The sequence below is a fragment of the Terriglobia bacterium genome (assembly GCA_020072815.1).
Classification (GTDB): domain Bacteria; phylum Acidobacteriota; class Terriglobia; order Terriglobales; family Acidobacteriaceae; genus Angelobacter.
On record JAIQGE010000003.1, the window covers coordinates 150,155 to 166,376 of the forward strand.

Here is a 16,222-nt window from a genome sequence, read left to right on the forward strand (position 1 = left end):
GCGTTGGCCCGAGCATTGACTTGAGCGTTGGCCCGAGCATTGACTTGAGCGTTGGCCCGAGCATTGACTTGAGCGTTGGCCTAAGCGTTTAGTAGTTTGTGAGGGTTGCTTGCACGGGTTGCCACGATGATGCTCCGTGGAGATGACTTCTTTGTGAATGGAGATTGCCATCGGCCTGAATGCCTGTACCGCCAGACTCCCTAACCAGCCTAATCATGTGAGTAGAGCAAGGCATCGGAAGCCTGAGGCTGGAGTGGCCGCTTAGACGGAATTAGACCATCCGCATTCGCCGCTAATGCTCAAGCTAGGGCTGTTAGAATGTAAAAAAGTGGGCCCGTAGCTCAGTTGGACAGAGCATCTGCCTTCTAAGCAGAGGGTCTAAAGGCCCGCTTTATCGGCTTATCCAGTCGAAGTTGCACTCCCGTTAGAAACGGCTTCTCAGAGTAAGAGAGGGGAGAGAGAAATAGTTGACTCAACGAAACAACAGATAACCCATCTTAAAAACGATAACCCAATCTTAAAAACCATGAGCATGCTCGACCTACTTAAATAAGAAATAGATCAGAAAGAATGAGGCTCCTCCAGTAAGGAATGAGACTTCTTCAGTAAGGGATGAGCTCTCTAGAAAGATTGGACTTCTCCATTTAGATGGTCCGTCAGGGCTGGGGAGAAGTGAGAAAGAATCAACTCAATGCGACAGTAGATCATTGCCATCCTAGAACCACGAAACTGGGGTGGGATGGGTGAACTGTGCCGATCAAGCATATGGAGCATATGTTCAGCTTGCTGAAAAATCGAAGTACAAAGGTCTGAGTAGTTGTGTTGCAGCGGTGCACGCCGGCTCAGCAGGGCCAGCGGTCTGAGTGGCTTTGTCCGAAATCCAAACCGACAATGGTGGCACGATCCGTGCGCGCCAGGCTCAGTGAGGTCAACTGTCAGAGTGCTTTACTCAAAATCCAACCCGAAATATCTCACGATCAAAATGATCCGCCGACCCACACTCAGGCGTAGAACAAGGCCGGACAACCTTAGCGTCTGAGGTTATGTCTGCGAGATCTATCGCGATGTGTAAGCAGTGGTATTCGATCTGATTCTGAACGGTAAAAGCAACCATACTGGGAGTATTTGGCAGAGTACATAGCTTGGCAAGATAGGTAGAAATGTTTGTGTAGTGCTAGACACGGGACTCTTGTGGTGCAAGTTGTAATCAAATAACCGGCGCCGATTTATTGCAGAGCGCATAGAAATGTCTGTTGGTACTGGCAGAGTACATCGATTAGCAGAGTGCTTAGAACTCGTTTCATAAATGGCTCGATTACTATGTCGCCGTTGTAAATGCTTGCAACGCATAGCAATTTATAACCGAAGAAGTAACCGGGAGATTTATGAAACCAGCTCTACAAATGTTGTGGTGCTAGATGGGGTCTCTTGCTGCAGTCCGTAGTCAAGTTGAAAAACGTCTTCCGTGCGCGCTGTCCGTTTATAAGCGGACTGCAGATGCGACATGGCCCGTGGGAATTGCATCGCTGGAGGTAAACACCGGCGGCATCCCGCAGGGAGCACTGACTCAGATATGCACTGCGCGAGGAATATCGTCAGGGAAAACAACGGTGCTGGTTTCTCTGTTGGCACAGATGACGGGCCGGGAGCAATTCTGCGCGCTGGTGGATGCGGGCGATGGTTTTGATCCTGGATCGGCAGAAGCCGCGGGTGTGGATTTATCGCGAGTGCTGTGGGTCCGGTGCCGGAGCAGACGGATGGCGGCTGCTACTGGGCGAAGACTGAAACAGCCTGAAGAGAGAAGAGGATCAATGCACGAGTTGGGCAGAGCGATTGGCCAAGAAGAAGTCACGAGTGAAGCAAGAGTCAAGCATGGATTGAAGCCACTGGAGCAGGCGTTTAAGGCCGCAGACATTCTGGTGCAGAACGGCGGGGTGGGGTTGATTGCCGTGGACTTGAGCGGCATTGAAGAGCGGCAGGTCCGCAGGGTGCCACTTTCAACGTGGTTTCGCTTTGCGCGCGTGGTGGAAAAAATGAACACTGCGCTGGTTTTCCTGACGCCGTATCCGGTGGCGCAGAGTTGCGCAGCGTTGACGCTGCATATGTCCGAAGCAGAGTCCTGCTGGGCGGGTTGGGGAGAGGAGTCGCACACGCAAGTTCTGCGTCAGATGGAATGTGAAGCGGAAGCCGCGCGGACGCGCCTGCGAAAGCCGGTGCGATCAGCACAAGCAAGGTTCGTAACGAATCCAATATGGGCATAAGCGTATGTTGTTGGGCAGTCATCTATTCGGTTGCATTTGCGTCCCGGATTTTCCTGTGCAAGCTGGGCTACGGGCGGAGACAGCGTTCTCTTATCGGTCCGACGCGGTTGCCGTGCTGGATGGCCCAGAGTCGTTGCTCAAAGTGTTTGCTTGCAATGCGCCGGCGCGGCGCGCAGGTGTGATAGTGGGCATGACCAAGGCACAAGCAGAGGTTTCCCCACATGTAGTTTTACGCAAGCGAGCGGTGGAGCAGGAGCGAGCTGCAAATGATGCCTTGCTGGAATGTGGCTACAGCTTCTCCCCGCGCATTGAATCTACCTGTCCGGGGACGGTGATTGTTGATCTCACGGGAGCCGAGCGGTTGCTGGGCACAGCGGAAAAAATTGGCCGCCGGCTTGCCGCCCGTGCAGCGGCCTGCGGGCTGATGGTGAATGTTGGGCTCGCCGGCAATCCAGATTCTGCGCTGCATGCAGCACGAGGATTTACAGGAATCACAGTAGTTCTGCCAGGCCAGGAAGCAAGCTGCTTGTCGCGACTGCCGGTGGAGGTCCTGCAGCCGGACGCGGAAATTCTGGACACGCTGGATAGCTGGGGCATTCGCGACTTTAAGTCGCTGGCGGCACTGCCGGAGATCCCGCTTACGCAGCGATTGGGCCAGTACGGATTGCATCTGCAGCGGCTGGCGAAAGGTGAAGTCCGGCGGGAACTGGTTCCGGCGGAGCTGCCGCAAGTATTTCAGGAAAGTATGGAACTGGAAGAGCCGGTGGACCTGCTGGAACCGCTGGCTTTTGTGCTGAATCGCCTGCTGGAACAATTGATGGCGCGGCTGCTGGAAAGATCTTTGGCCACGGACCACGCGCGCGTCGTGCTGGAACTGGAAATCCATCATGACCGGCAAGTGAAGGCCGATGACTTGCAGGAACTCCCATCGCCAATGCACGAAAGAACACTGAAGCTGCCGGCGCCGACGCAAGACACAAAAATCCTGCTGAAGTTGCTGCAGCTTGATCTGGAAGCGAATCCGCCGCAGGGACCGGTGAAGAAAGTCACCGTAGAAGTATTCGCGGCGCGGCTGCGCCTGGGACAAGCAGGTTTGTTTCAGCCGTTGACGCCGGAGCCGGCCAAACTGGAGATCACGCTGGCCCGGTTGCGCGCCGTAGTGGGCAACGAAGATGAAGACGGCCGCGGCTGCGTGGGATTTCCGCAGATGCTGGATTCGCACAAGCCGGACAGCTTTCAAATGCTGCCGTCCATGCCGGAAAGAAGTCTTCGAAAGAACTCGCGGGCAAAAAAGCAAATGCATAGGTCCTTCGACTCACCCTCGCTGGTGCTCGGACTCGCTCAGGATGACAGGGCTCAGAGATCATCGGATGATAAAACGCCGCGGCTGGCGATGAGGAGATTTCGTCCGCCGCTGGCGGCCATAGTGGAAATGGCAGGCGACGCGCCGCGAACAATCAGCTTCAGCGGTATGCGGACAAAGGTGAGAAATGCGAGCGGACCATGGCGCGTTAGCGGCAGCTGGTGGGACCAGGCGGAGCAATGGCAGAGAGATGAGTGGGACGTGGAAATCAGCACGGAAGGCGGAATGGCGCTGTACCGAATGTTTCGCGAGGTCAGGTCCGGGCAGTGGTACGTGGAAGGGATGTATGACTGAAGAGAATCGCCGGAATCGCCGACATCGCAACGTAATCGCGCGTGATCGAAAGGAAAATCCTAACCTACCGCGGATTTGCGCGGATCAACGCGGATGCACCAAAAGCTAAAGGCCAAAGGCCAAGAGCCAAAGGCCTGGGGCAATAACAGACGCAAAGAAGTCATCTATGAAATACGCAGAACTCCATTGCCGATCGGCGTTTTCGTTTCTGGAAGGCGGATCTCTTCCGGAAGCGCTGACCAAAATCGCCGCGGACATGGACATTCCCGCCGTGGCGCTGCTTGATCGCGATGGGTTTTACGGGTCGCCACGCTTTCATATGAGCGCGCAGAAAGCGGGGATTCGCGCGCATGTGGGAGCGGAGGTCACGGTAAGGAACGAAGGCGATGCGGGGAGTATCGCCAATGAGGCCGGCGAGGACAGGAAAAACGGTACTGAACGCCAAGCTGCTGACAGAACAACGCTGGATGCACTAAACGTCACGCGCTATCCTCTGCTGTGCGAATCGCGAGCGGGCTATCAGAACCTTTGCCGCTTGCTGACCAAAACGAAGCTGCGGGTGGCGAAGCACGCGGAGTCGTCGGCCACGCTGGAAGAGCTGGCGGAACACGCGTCCGGGCTGGTCTGCCTGACGGGCGATGAGCGTGGTCCGCTGGCGCAGGCGCTGGAGCGAGGCGGAGTGTCAGCTGGCAGGGAATTACTGGTCAAATTGAAAGACGTTTTTGGCGGCAAGAATGTTTATGTGGAGCTGCAGCGGCATTTTGATCGCCGGCAGGAGTCGCGCAACCATGCGGCGATCGGGCTGGCACGCGAATTGAAGCTGCCGCTGCTGGCGACCAACGGCGTATGTTATGCCACAGCGGCAGACCGGGAAATTCTGGACGTCTTCACTTGCATCAAGAACAAGCGGGAGCTTGGCGACGCGGGGCGTCTGCTGTGCAGAAATTCTGAGCGGCACCTGCGCACGCCAAAGCAGATGATGAAGTTGTTCGCTGACGTGCCGGAAGCCATCGCCAATACAGTTGAGCTTTCGCAGCGGCTGGATTTTTCTCTGGAAAAGCTAGGCTATGAATTCCCCCGCTATCCCGTGCCAGACGGCGGCCGGCAAATTGATTTTCTGCGCGCGCAAACCATGAAAGGAGCGGCGGACCGCTACAAGCCAATCAGCGACCGCGTCAGCCGGCAACTGGAAAAAGAACTCAAACTGATTGAGAAGCTGGAGCTGGCCGGATACTTCCTGATTGTCTGGGACATTATTCGTTACTGCCGCGAGCAGGGCATTCTGGTGCAGGGCCGGGGGTCGGCGGCGAACAGCGCGGTGTGTTATTCGCTGGGGATTACCGCAGTGGACCCGGTCGGCATGGAATTACTCTTTGAGCGCTTCCTGTCAGAAGAACGCGGCGAGTGGCCGGACATTGATCTCGATCTGCCCAGCGGCGACGAGCGCGAGAAAGCAATTCAGTATGTCTATCAGCGCTACGGGCAACTGGGCGCGGCGATGACCGCCAACGTCTGCACCTATCGGGGACGGCTGGCGGCGCGCGAAGTAGGGAAAGTGTTCGGGTTTGATCCGGAGACGCTGAACCGCGTGTCATCGTTCGTCGGGGGATGGGAGTGGCGCGGGCCGGAGGACACGTTTGATCGCCACTTCGCCAACGCCGGGCTGGACCTGACGCACGCGCGCATCGCCAAGTATCTTGATTTGTGCGAACGCGTGCAGGACCTGCCGCGGCATTTGAGCCAGCATTCCGGCGGCATGGTGATCTGCCAGGGCCAACTCGATTCGGTGGTGCCGCTGGAGCCGGCCACCATGCCGGGACGCGTGGTGGTGCAGTGGGACAAAGATGATTGCGCTGACCTGGGCATCATCAAGGTTGATCTGCTCGGCCTGGGGATGATGGCGGTGCTGAAAGATTCCATCGGGTTGATACGCGACCATTATGGCGAAGAGGTGGACCTGGCGCATCTGCCGCCGGACGCGCAGGACGTGTATGACGTGATTCGCAAGGCGGACACCATTGGCATGTTCCAGATTGAGAGCCGGGCTCAGATGTCGTCATTGCCGCGCAACCATCCTGACCGATTCTATGACCTGGTGACGCAGGTGGCGCTGATCCGTCCGGGGCCCATCACCGGGCAGATGACCAGCCCGTATCTGCGACGGCGGCAGGGCAAGGAGCCGGTGACCTATCCGCATCCGTCGCTGGAGCCGGTGCTGAAACGGACGCTGGGCGTGCCGCTGTTCCAGGAACAACTGCTGCGCATGGCCATGATCTGCGCCAACTTTACCGGAGGCGAAGCGGAGGAGCTGCGGCGCGCGCTGGGACACAAACGGTCTGAGCGCCGCATGAAGGAAATTGAAACCAAGTTGCGCGCCGGCATGACGACGAACGGCGTTTTGCCCAAAGCGCAGGACGACATCGTCAAGTTCATCAGTTCGTTTGCGCTGTATGGATTTCCGGAGTCGCATTCGGCCAGCTTTGCGCTCATCGCATATGCCAGCGCATTTTTGAAAGTGCGATATCTGGCGGCGTTTACCGCGGCGCTGCTGAACAACCAGCCGATGGGATTCTATTCTCCGGCAACCATTGTCAAAGACGCGCAGCGGCACGGGCTGAAGGTGAAGCCGATTGATGTGACCTGCTCGGAATGGGACTGCACGCTGGAGAGTAGCGACGAGAAACCGATTCTGCGCATGGGCCTGCGCTACGTGCGCGGGCTTCAACAAGCCGCCGCCCAAGCACTGATAGAAGCCCGGCGGCGGCAGCCGTTTACGGCCACGGAAGATCTGACGCGTCGCGTGCCGCAGTTGAGCCGGGCGAACCTGGCAATGCTGGCCCGCATCGGCGCACTGAATAAAATCGGCGCGAAGAACAACAATTCGCCGACGCTGCATCGTCGTGACGCGCTGTGGCAGATCGAAAAAGCCGCGCGGCCGGTAGGCCCGTTGCTCAGGGACGTGGTGGAGCCGGACGCGGCCTCTCCTTTATATAGGATGGAAACCGAAGAACGCTTGGTCGCCGACTACTACGGGACCGGGCTTACGGTGGGTCCGCATCCCATGGCCTATCAGCGCAACATGTTGAGCCGTATGGGGATACTCTCTGCCGCCGAGCTGCGGGAAACGCCCCACGGCAAGCCGGCGGTGGTGGCCGGATGCGTGATTACCCGGCAGAGACCGGGCACGGCCAAAGGGTTGATCTTTGTCACTCTGGAAGACGAAACCGGCAACGCCAACATTATTGTTATGCCGGACGTTTACAGCAAAGACCCGGCGGTGGTGCTGCATGAGCGCTTTCTCAAAGTCCAGGGAACCGTGCAGAACCAGGATGGCATCGTGCACTTGAAGGCGCAGAAAATTTCGCCACTGTTTGTGACCGAGGCGGAGACACAGTCGCACGATTTCCATTGACGCCGGCAGCCGGGAATGTAATCAGAATGATTCCGGTGCGCCTTACGATTGGCCAGCATCACGGCGTGACTATAGAATGCTGTGAAGCACATGACCAATAAACGGGCACTGATCACCGGAATCACGGGGCAAGATGGTTCTTATCTGGCCGAGTTTCTCCTGCAAAAAGGCTATGAAGTGCATGGGATGAAGCGGCGCGCGTCGTCATTCAACACCGAGCGCATTGACCACCTGATGCAGGACCGCCACGTCGCGGGGAAGCGGCTGTTTCTGCATTTCGGCGACATGACCGATTCCAGCAACCTCACGCGGATCATCCAGCGCGTCCAGCCGGATGAGATCTACAATCTGGCGGCGCAGAGCCACGTTGCGGTGTCGTTTGAAGAACCGGTGCACACGTCGGACGCGGACGCTCTGGGTCCGCTGCGCGTGCTGGAAGCCATCCGCATGCTGGGGCTGGTGAACAAGACCAGGTTCTACCAGGCTTCAAGTTCTGAATTGTACGGCAAGGCGCAAGAGGTCCCACAACGGGAGACCACGCCGTTTTACCCGCGCTCACCCTACGGGGTGGCCAAACTGTACGCCTACTGGATCACCGTGAACTATCGCGAAGCGTACGGAATCTTTGGCTGCAACGGGATCCTCTTCAATCATGAGTCCCCGGTCAGGGGCGAGACGTTTGTGACGCGCAAAATTGCCCGCGGCTTGACCCGCGTAAAAATGGGCCTGGATGACTGCGTGTATCTGGGCAACCTTGACGCCAAACGCGACTGGGGACACGCGCGCGATTACGTGGAAGCCATGTGGCTGATCCTGCAGCACGACGAACCCGAGGACTTTGTCATCGCTACGGGAGTCCAGCATTCGGTGCGGGATTTTGTGATGGCATCGGCGGCGGAGCTAGGGATGAACATTCGCTGGCAGGGTTCGGGCGTGCAAGAAGAAGGCTTCGACGAAAAGACCGGGGCCCGTGTGGTGGCGATTGAGCCGCGTTACTTTCGTCCCGCGGAAGTGGAGAGCTTGCTAGGCGACTCTACCAAGGCCAGGGAAAAACTTGGCTGGAAGCCGCGCACCAGCTTCTCCGAACTGGTCAAGGAGATGGTGAGTAAGGAAGTGGCCAGAGCGGAATTCGAAAAGAGGGGCCCGCGCCCTTAAGCGCTATACCAAAACACCAACGAACCATAGGACACGTGACACGCCTGCTTGCCCATGAACTCTTTCGCGCGTGCCAGGAGTGTGCAAAATTGCTCATTCCCATCGTTGGCGATCGGGTAATCTGAAAGGGCCGCGACTTGGGGATGAGTCGCATAAACCATTTAGAATCATAGTTGAAGCTAGGGGAGGGGCGGCGAGGATCGCCGACTTTGCCTATCATTGCCGTGATCGGAACAACAGCCCAGCCAGCAGGAGTGAGGCACATGAGACTTCCAGTGAAAAAAAACGCTGCGATCTTGGTGGCGGTATTGGGAAGCTGCTTTTCAGCGGTTGCGCAGACAGCGTCCGCGGCGACTCCTGCTGCAACTCCAGAAGCTCAACTTCAGGTTTGTTGCCGGTCGCTGACCAAGTGGGGCAGCTCGCGTAACCCGCTGCTGCGGGGCCTGAATCTGACGATTGTCAGCAGGCTGCACCATTGCTACGTGGATTTTCCCGCCGGCGTTATCGTGCCTGGGTTCGGCGCGCCGGTACAGACCGCAGGGATCCATCCTCTGGAAGCCAACAACATCAACAAGCAACCGAACCTGGACCAGAGCGCTGACAACTCTGATCGCGGCGGCTACTGCAAGCCGGTGAAAGATGCCACGCCGGAGAAGATCAAGCTTCTGGCGAAAGAGATTGCCGGAGGGATTTGTAACGCGTGCGCGGAGAATTACCGCAACCGGGCTCTCAGGAATTGTTTCAACAATAGCAATACGTACGTATATGACCTGATCAGCGGCGCGGGAATGACCCCACCGCAGATGAAGGGCGCTCCGGGCTTCCGGGCCCATCACGACTGCGGCCAAGGCAGTGTCGCAAGTTCCAAAGGTCCCAAGGGAGCCAAGCCTTGAGGATGTTGCTGATCATCGCCATGGCCTTGCTCCAGACCCCGGACAAAGCCACACAGTTCCCCGGACTTCCCGAGTTGACGGCTTTTTCCAAGAGCGCGGACACTGAACTGCTTGCCTACTATTCGAATGCCAATGTTGTCCTGCTGATGAAGAAAGGCGAATCTGTCCCGCTGGTGCTGGAGACGCGCATGTCAGAGATCAAGGGCTGCTGCGCTCATCGCGCAACGCCGGCGTTGTCTCACCGGGGAGAAAAAATTGCTTACGTGCACGTACTGGCCGGCACGCCAAGACGGGAAGCCATCGCTGTCTTTGATGTGGCCGCGGGAAAATCCGTAGATGTCTTTGAGTCAGAGGCCATATGGAGTGTTGCCTGGTCGCCGGATGACAGCCAGCTGGCCGCAGTCGCTGACGGGGAACCTGCACAGGGCCGCAGCATTTACATCATCGTTCCCCAGGCAGGCCGGTCCGCCGAGCGACTGCATCTAGCGCTCGATATCAAAGGCGTGGAGTACCAGGTTTCCAATTATTCAACGCCATCGTGGGCCCCTGGAGGCAAGCGGCTGGCCCTGGAGTTTCGCCGGCGTGGCCTGGGAGCCAGCAATAGCTCAGCCGGAGCAATTGGAATGGTGGACCTGGAGTCAAAAGCAGTCAAAGAGCTGGCTGAAGGAGTGGAGCCTTCGTGGTCGCCGGTGGGCGATGAAGTCGCCTACTTCGCGCGCAACCGGAAGAGCTGCTTTGCCATCCGGGAGAGCACGGGAGAAAAGCGATTGCTCTTTACGGTGGGCCAGCAGGGCGCCGGCAGGGGCCGAGGCCCGCTGTTCTTTCCGGTTGTGTGGTCGCCAGACGGAAAACAGTTGCTTTTCCACCAATGGGTGGACCCGGACTTAGTAACCGATGTCTACAAGCTGGATCTGGCTATCGGAAAATCAAGAAAAGTAGGCCGCTCGGAGGTACAGGTCGTGAGCTGGCGGCAGGCGAACTGAACATTTAAGCCTTCCTTTAAATTCCATGTAACTTGCTGAAGATAAAGTACATGAACAAATTTCCGCAATTACCATAGTAATCGTCGGACAGTGTTCTTTAGGACGATACAGCGCCGGTCTTAGGTATGATCCTCTCGTCTCCTCCTCCCCAGGACTTGCGCGGGTATTACCTATGCAAGAGAACACACTTACGACTCCCGAAGATGCCGCCGCGCCTGCCGCGGCAGGCACGTCTGCCACGCCGCGCACGGACCGCCTTGAACTAGTGAAGGAATTGCCGCGAGGCAGTATTGGCGTGGTCCACCAGGCCAGAAGTCCGCTCACCGAACGGGTGACTGCGCTGCGCCAGTTTGAGGTACCGCAATGGCTGGACGACGTCAGCGAACTGCTGAACCGGATCGTCGCCGAAGCCCGAGCTGCCAGTGCGCTGGACCATTCGAACATCGCGCACCTGTACACCTGCGGCTACAAGGATTTCAACGTTTTCGTGACGGCGGAGTTCATCGAAGGCCAAAGCCTGAAAGAGGTGATGGCGGCGCGCATGGTGGAGCTGAATGAGGTGCTGGCCATCGCCAAACAGCTTTGCGCCGCGCTGGACTTTGCCCACAGCAAGGGCGTCGTCCACCATTTCCTGAATCCGTCCAACATCAAATTGTTGCCGGATGGCACGCTGAAGGTCCTGGATTTCGGGTTGCTGCGCGACAAGAACCTGCTTTCACAAACACCGGTCAAGAAGCTGGAAAACGCGCCGTACCTTTCGCCGGAAGAAGTCAAAAACAAGCCCGCGGACCGCGCGGGCAACTGGTTTACCGTCTCAACGATTTTGTACGAACTGTACACCACGCGCAGCCCGTTTGCCGGCAAGCATCTGGGCGAAGTGGACCGCGCCATCACGGACTCCATGCCGCATCCGCTCAACGTGGCGAACGGACGCGTGCCGGAGGCGATTTCAAGAGTGGTCCTGAAAGGGCTCTCCAAAAACCCGGCAGAGCGGTTTCAGAGCGGACAACAGTTTGTCACTGCGCTGGAACAGGCCATGAAGGAGCCGCGCACAGCGCCGGTGAAGCCGGCAACTGGAAAAGTTCCAGCGGCAAATTCCACAGGCCAGTTTTCGGCAAATCAGTTTGGGACGGGATCGTTTTCCGCGAGCCAGTTCAACGCGAGTGTGGCGACGCCGAAGACCGCGACCAGTCCCGGCACGACCAAGAGCCGCGTACCGCCTCCGCCGACTTCGGCAAGAGTGACGGTGAACACCTCCAACCACTGGAAGCTGGTGGGCGCCGTGGTAGGCGGACTGCTGGTGGTCGGTGCGTTGGCAATGTTTTTCCAGCGAAAGCCGAGCGATCTACCGGTGGACTCCCAAGTTGCGCAGACCAGGACGCCGGCCGCCCCGGCCGCGGCCCCGACCGCAGCCCCAACCGCAAACACACCGCCGTTTACGCAGGACCAGCCCGTGGCAACCGTTTCCGAGGCGCCGCAGCCTTCCGGCAGGACGCGTCCCGGCAAAGCGGCCAGAAACGCGGCACGTGTGCCGCAAGTCATGATCCAACCGGCCCCGACGACGGCCGCGGAAGGCCAGCTTGCGGTTACCTCTACTCCCGCTGGCGCCACCGTGGAAATTGAAGGACGAGCGGGCCAGTCCTGGAGGACGCCGCAAACTGTGGGACCGCTGTCTCCCGGCACATACAAGGTCACGATCAGCCGGCCAGGGTTCGCGCCGGAAACACGCAGCATACAAGTGAGCGCCGGCGGCCGCGCCAATCTTGACGTCCGGCTCAACGCGGTCAAAGGATTTGTGAACGTCGCCAGCACGCCTGCGGGCGCCAGCATCTTTGTGGATGGCCGTGACACCGGCAAGGCGACGCCCACGGAATTAATGCTGGATCCCGCGACGCACAGCATTGCCGTCCGCAAGCCCGGCTATCTGGACGCCAACACGCAAATCAATCTGGTTGCGGGGCAGGCGGCTGGCTATGCGCCCAATTTGATGGTGGCGGGCCGCACCGACAACATCAAGGTGAAAGGCGGCGGCGTAGGCAAGATATTCAACGGCGGCGGATCGTCGCAAGGAATGTCGCGCATTGAAATCAAGAGCGAGCCGAAAGGCGCGCAGGTTGTCATCAACGGTCTGGCGCTGCAAAAGACCACTCCGCTGGAGATTGAAGTGGAAGCCGGCAACTACGACATCGTGCTGCAAAAGGACGGATACAAACCATTGCACGAAAACGCAATTGTGGGGATTGATGACCGGATCAAAATCTCCAGATCTCTCGCCCGGTAGAACGTTGCCGGGCGTCTGGCCGTGGGCGGCACATGGGTGCCGCCCGTGTTTATTGGTAACGGCCGGCGCCGCTTATCTGCATTTGTCGCAGTCTTCAGCCCGCTTGCGACGGTGTGCTGCAAAAACGCAAAGACAATGATTTGCCGCCTTGTCGAACGGAAAGCCAAAATCGTCCGGCCGATCAAGGCTGGCGCGGGCTTTGGCCCGCTTTTGAGCTTGTAACACAGATCATGCGCGGCCCATGAACGGTTTGTCCGCTACAATGGTAACTGGGATGATTACAGGAGTTTGCTCAAGTTGAATTCTGCTATTCGCAATATCGCCATCATCGCGCACGTTGATCACGGCAAGACCACACTGGTGGACGCCATGCTTCGCCAAAGCGGCGCTTTTCGCGCCAATGAGGCCCTAGTGGACCGCGTGATGGATTCCAATGCTCTGGAGCGCGAGCGAGGCATCACCATCCTGGCCAAGAATACCGCGATTCTGTATCACGACGTGAAGATCAACATTGTGGACACGCCGGGCCACAGCGATTTTGGCGGAGAGGTGGAGCGCGCGCTGAAGATGGTGGATGGCGTGATGCTGCTGGTGGATGCCAGCGAAGGCCCGCTGCCACAAACGCGTTACGTGCTGAGCAAAGCCCTGGAAGCCGGACTGCCTCCGGTGGTGGTGATCAACAAGATTGACCGCCCGGACGCCCGCTCCCAGGAAGTCCTGAACGAAATCTACGATTTGTTCATTGACCTGGACGCGCATGAAGACCAGCTGAATTTTCCCGTGCTCTATACCAACGCTAAGGCCGGTACCGCGTCGGCCGATATGAACGTTGCCGGGGAGAATTTGCGCCCATTGTTTGACGCCATTCTGGCGACGATTCCGCCGCCCGCCGGCGACGCCGCCAACGCGTTGCAGATTCTCGTCGCCAACCTGGATTACAGCGACTATCTCGGCCGCATGGCCATTGCCCGCGTGTTCAACGGCACGCTGCATGCCGGAGAAGAAGTGGCCATCGCCAAGTTGGGCGGCGCGTTCGAAAAGGTAAAGATTACCAAGCTGTTTTCCTTCAGCGGACTCAAGCGCGTGGACATTGAGAAAGCCGAAGTCGGCGACATTGTGGCCATCGCCGGAGTGGAAGGTATCAATATCGGCGAAACCATCACCAATGTGGAGAACCCGGCGCCGCTTCCCCATATCGCCATAGACGAGCCGACCATCGCGATACAGTTTTCCGTGAACACGTCACCCTTTTCCGGACGCGACGGCACCTACGTGACTTCCCGCAATCTGCGCGACCGCCTGGAGAAAGAGCTGCTCACCAACGTTTCCCTGCGCGTGGAAGAGGCTGACAACACGGATTCTTTCAAGGTATTAGGCCGGGGCGAGCTGCAACTCGCCATTCTGATTGAGACCATGCGCCGCGAAGGTTTTGAACTGGCTGTGGGCAAGCCTGAGATCGTCACCAAGCGGATTGACGGCAAGCTGATGGAGCCGCAAGAAAAATTGATGGTGGACATTCCGGAAGCGTTCATCGGCGTGGTGATTGAAAAGCTGGGATCGCGCAAAGGCCACATGCTCAAGATGCACAACCACGGCTCCGGCCGCGTGCGCCTGGAATTCACCATCCCCAGCCGCGGCATGATCGGCCTGCGCTCAGAGCTGCTCACGGAAACGCGCGGCACGGTGATCTTGAATTCGCTCTTTGACGGATACACCGAATGGCTGGGCGAAATCCCGCATCGCATGACCGGGGCCCTGGTGTCCGACCGCGGCGGGCACTCCACCGCCTATGCCTTGTGGAGTTTGCAGGAGCGAGGCGTGCTGTTTGTCGGCCCGGGCGTGGAGTTGTATGAAGGAATGATCGTCGGCGAGAACGCGCGCGAAGTTGACCTGGACGTAAACGCCGTCCGCGAAAAGAAGCTGACCAACATGCGCTCTTCCAGCGCCGACGAAGCAATTCGCCTGATTCCGTTCAAGAACCTCACGTTGGAACAGGCCATTGAGTTCGTGGCCGACGACGAATTGGTGGAAGTCACGCCCAAGAACCTGCGTCTGCGAAAAAAAATATTGCAAGCCAACCGACGGCCGAAGAAGAACGCGGCCCTGCCGGCGAATGCACCGGCGGTTGTGTAAGTTCAGACCTGTACAGTGAAGCTTCCTTCTGCAATCCCGAGCGGAGCGAGGGATTCCTATGATCACGATGAAATGCGGGAGTCTGGCCGACGCGCATTGTTAGGCCAAAAAACCAATTGCGCAAGCGAGCGTGGAGCCGATAGGGTTCCCTCGCTCCGCTCGGGATAAAGAAACACTACTCGAGCTGTTTTCCCCTCGTCTCCGGCAACTGAGTGGCCATCACCATCGCCAGCAAGAATGCTACGGCGCAGGTGGTAAAAGCCCAGCTTAGGCCGTGGGCGTCGGCGACGCGGCCAATCGTGTAGGGAGCAACGCAACTCAGCGCGCGCGCTCCGTTGTACGTGAATCCCAGAGCGCGGGAACGGACGCGAGTGGGGAAGATCTCGCTGCCCACGATTCCCGAGCCGGCAAAGAACCCGGTGCCAAAGAACCCGACCAACACTCCCAGCACCAGAATCAGCCACGGCGAGCGTGCCGCGGCGTAAGCGGGGATGAGCAGTGCGGCGCATAGCGTAAAGAGCACCAGCGACCGGCGGCGGCCCATCCGGTCGGCGATCCAGCCATAGCAAAGATAGCCGGGAAACATGCCAAGCAGGTTCAGCGTCACCAGCAGCGTGGTGGTGTTCATCAGGCCGAAGCCGCGGCCGCCTTTGTCCACCGGCAAAGTCAGGTAGGGCGGCATCCAGCTGAACAGTCCCCACCAGGCGAACAGACCAAAAATGTTCAAGAGCAAGAGGACGATGGTGTTCTTGCGCAGTGCGGGAGAAAAGATCTCAGAGAATGGCGCAGCCTCTTGCTTGGCGCGTTGCTGCTTCCACATCTCGGATTCGGGAACACTCTTGCGAATCCATAAGGTGACCAGCGCGGGAAGCAAGCCGACCAGGAAAACCAATCGCCAAGTCTGGTGCATGAAATCGTGTTTGGAAGGGTCCTGGGGAAAAATCCGAAAGAATAGTCCTGTAACCAGCGCCGCGGCCGCCAGTCCCCAGGCCCACGCGCTTTGCACGATGGCGATGGCTTTGGCGCGCAAGTTCACCGGCCAGGTTTCGGCGACGAGAGTTGCGCCGGTGTTCCACTCGCCTCCCATCCCCAGCCCCAGAGCGAAACGGAAAAAGATGAGAACGCCGAGAGAAGTGGAAAGCCCGGAGCCCAGCGAGCATACCGAGTAAGTAAGAATGCTCAGCATCAGCGCCTTGGTTCGGCCGATGCGGTCGGCAATAAACCCGAACAATACGCCGCCAATGCCGGACGCCAGCAGCATGAACGCATTGGGCAGGCCGGCGGTGGCTTTGTCATGGATGCCCAGCGCCATCATCACGTGGACTTGCACGTTGCTGTAGAGCAGGACGTCGAATCCGTCTAGCCCCCAGCCCAGCGCGGCTGCGACCAGCGTGCGTTTCTGTGCGGACGTGACTTCTGAGAACGGGACTGTAGCGGTGGCCATGGG

9 protein-coding genes and 1 tRNA gene are annotated in these 16,222 nt (G+C 58.4%); 9 read left to right on the forward strand and 1 reads right to left on the reverse strand.

Translation table 11 applies throughout. The annotated features are described in order from the left end of the window. The first annotated feature begins 329 nt into the window (after positions 1 to 329). From LAO20_05860 to typA, 9 genes are all read left to right on the forward strand, one after another. Positions 330 to 406, forward strand: a tRNA-Arg gene (locus LAO20_05860). Between the two features lie 1,105 nt (positions 407 to 1,511). Beyond that, positions 1,512 to 2,261: a DNA recombination/repair protein RecA gene (locus tag LAO20_05865; GenBank protein ID MBZ5530937.1), complete on the forward strand. Its 750-nt coding sequence runs from the start codon at positions 1,512 to 1,514 to the stop codon at positions 2,259 to 2,261. Between the two features lie 55 nt (positions 2,262 to 2,316). Continuing rightward, positions 2,317 to 3,918 carry a DNA polymerase Y family protein gene (locus LAO20_05870; protein ID MBZ5530938.1) on the forward strand — a complete coding sequence of 534 codons (1,602 nt, stop codon included), beginning with the start codon at positions 2,317 to 2,319 and terminating at the stop codon, positions 3,916 to 3,918. A gap of 166 nt (positions 3,919 to 4,084) precedes the next feature. Further along, entirely contained in the window at positions 4,085 to 7,330 is a 3,246-nt protein-coding gene (locus LAO20_05875) for an error-prone DNA polymerase (protein ID MBZ5530939.1), read from the forward strand. 90 nt (positions 7,331 to 7,420) lie between these two features. Further along, positions 7,421 to 8,485, forward strand: a complete 1,065-nt coding sequence (gene gmd / locus LAO20_05880; GenBank protein MBZ5530940.1) for a GDP-mannose 4,6-dehydratase — start codon at positions 7,421 to 7,423, stop codon at positions 8,483 to 8,485. 275 nt (positions 8,486 to 8,760) lie between these two features. Then, a complete protein-coding gene (locus tag LAO20_05885) occupies positions 8,761 to 9,378 on the forward strand; it encodes a hypothetical protein (GenBank protein MBZ5530941.1) in 618 nt (205 codons plus the stop codon). Further along, positions 9,375 to 10,361 (forward strand): hypothetical protein, encoded by a 987-nt coding sequence (locus tag LAO20_05890; protein MBZ5530942.1) that lies wholly within the window; start codon positions 9,375 to 9,377, stop codon positions 10,359 to 10,361. The genes LAO20_05885 and LAO20_05890 overlap by 4 nt, the downstream gene beginning before the upstream one ends. Before the next feature lie 172 nt (positions 10,362 to 10,533). After that, positions 10,534 to 12,642 carry a PEGA domain-containing protein gene (locus LAO20_05895; GenBank protein ID MBZ5530943.1) on the forward strand — a complete coding sequence of 703 codons (2,109 nt, stop codon included), beginning with the start codon at positions 10,534 to 10,536 and terminating at the stop codon, positions 12,640 to 12,642. 297 nt (positions 12,643 to 12,939) lie between these two features. Beyond that, complete coding sequence (typA, locus tag LAO20_05900) at positions 12,940 to 14,775, forward strand: translational GTPase TypA (protein MBZ5530944.1); 1,836 nt, start codon at positions 12,940 to 12,942, stop codon at positions 14,773 to 14,775. 175 nt (positions 14,776 to 14,950) lie between these two features. Here typA and LAO20_05905 read toward each other — a convergent pair whose 3' ends face one another. Beyond that, a complete protein-coding gene (locus LAO20_05905; protein MBZ5530945.1) occupies positions 14,951 to 16,219 on the reverse strand; it encodes an MFS transporter in 1,269 nt (422 codons plus the stop codon). Positions 16,220 to 16,222: the final 3 nt, after the last annotated feature.

Excerpts from the sequence above, each read along its gene's own strand:
- LAO20_05875 (MBZ5530939.1), top strand. The coding sequence starts at position 4,085 with ATGAAATACGCAGAACTCCATTGCCGATCGGCGTTTTCGTTTCTGGAA.
- gmd (MBZ5530940.1), top strand. The coding sequence starts at position 7,421 with ATGACCAATAAACGGGCACTGATCACCGGAATCACGGGGCAAGATGGT.
- LAO20_05895 (MBZ5530943.1), top strand. The coding sequence starts at position 10,534 with ATGCAAGAGAACACACTTACGACTCCCGAAGATGCCGCCGCGCCTGCC.
- LAO20_05905 (MBZ5530945.1), bottom strand. The coding sequence starts at position 16,219 with ATGGCCACCGCTACAGTCCCGTTCTCAGAAGTCACGTCCGCACAGAAA.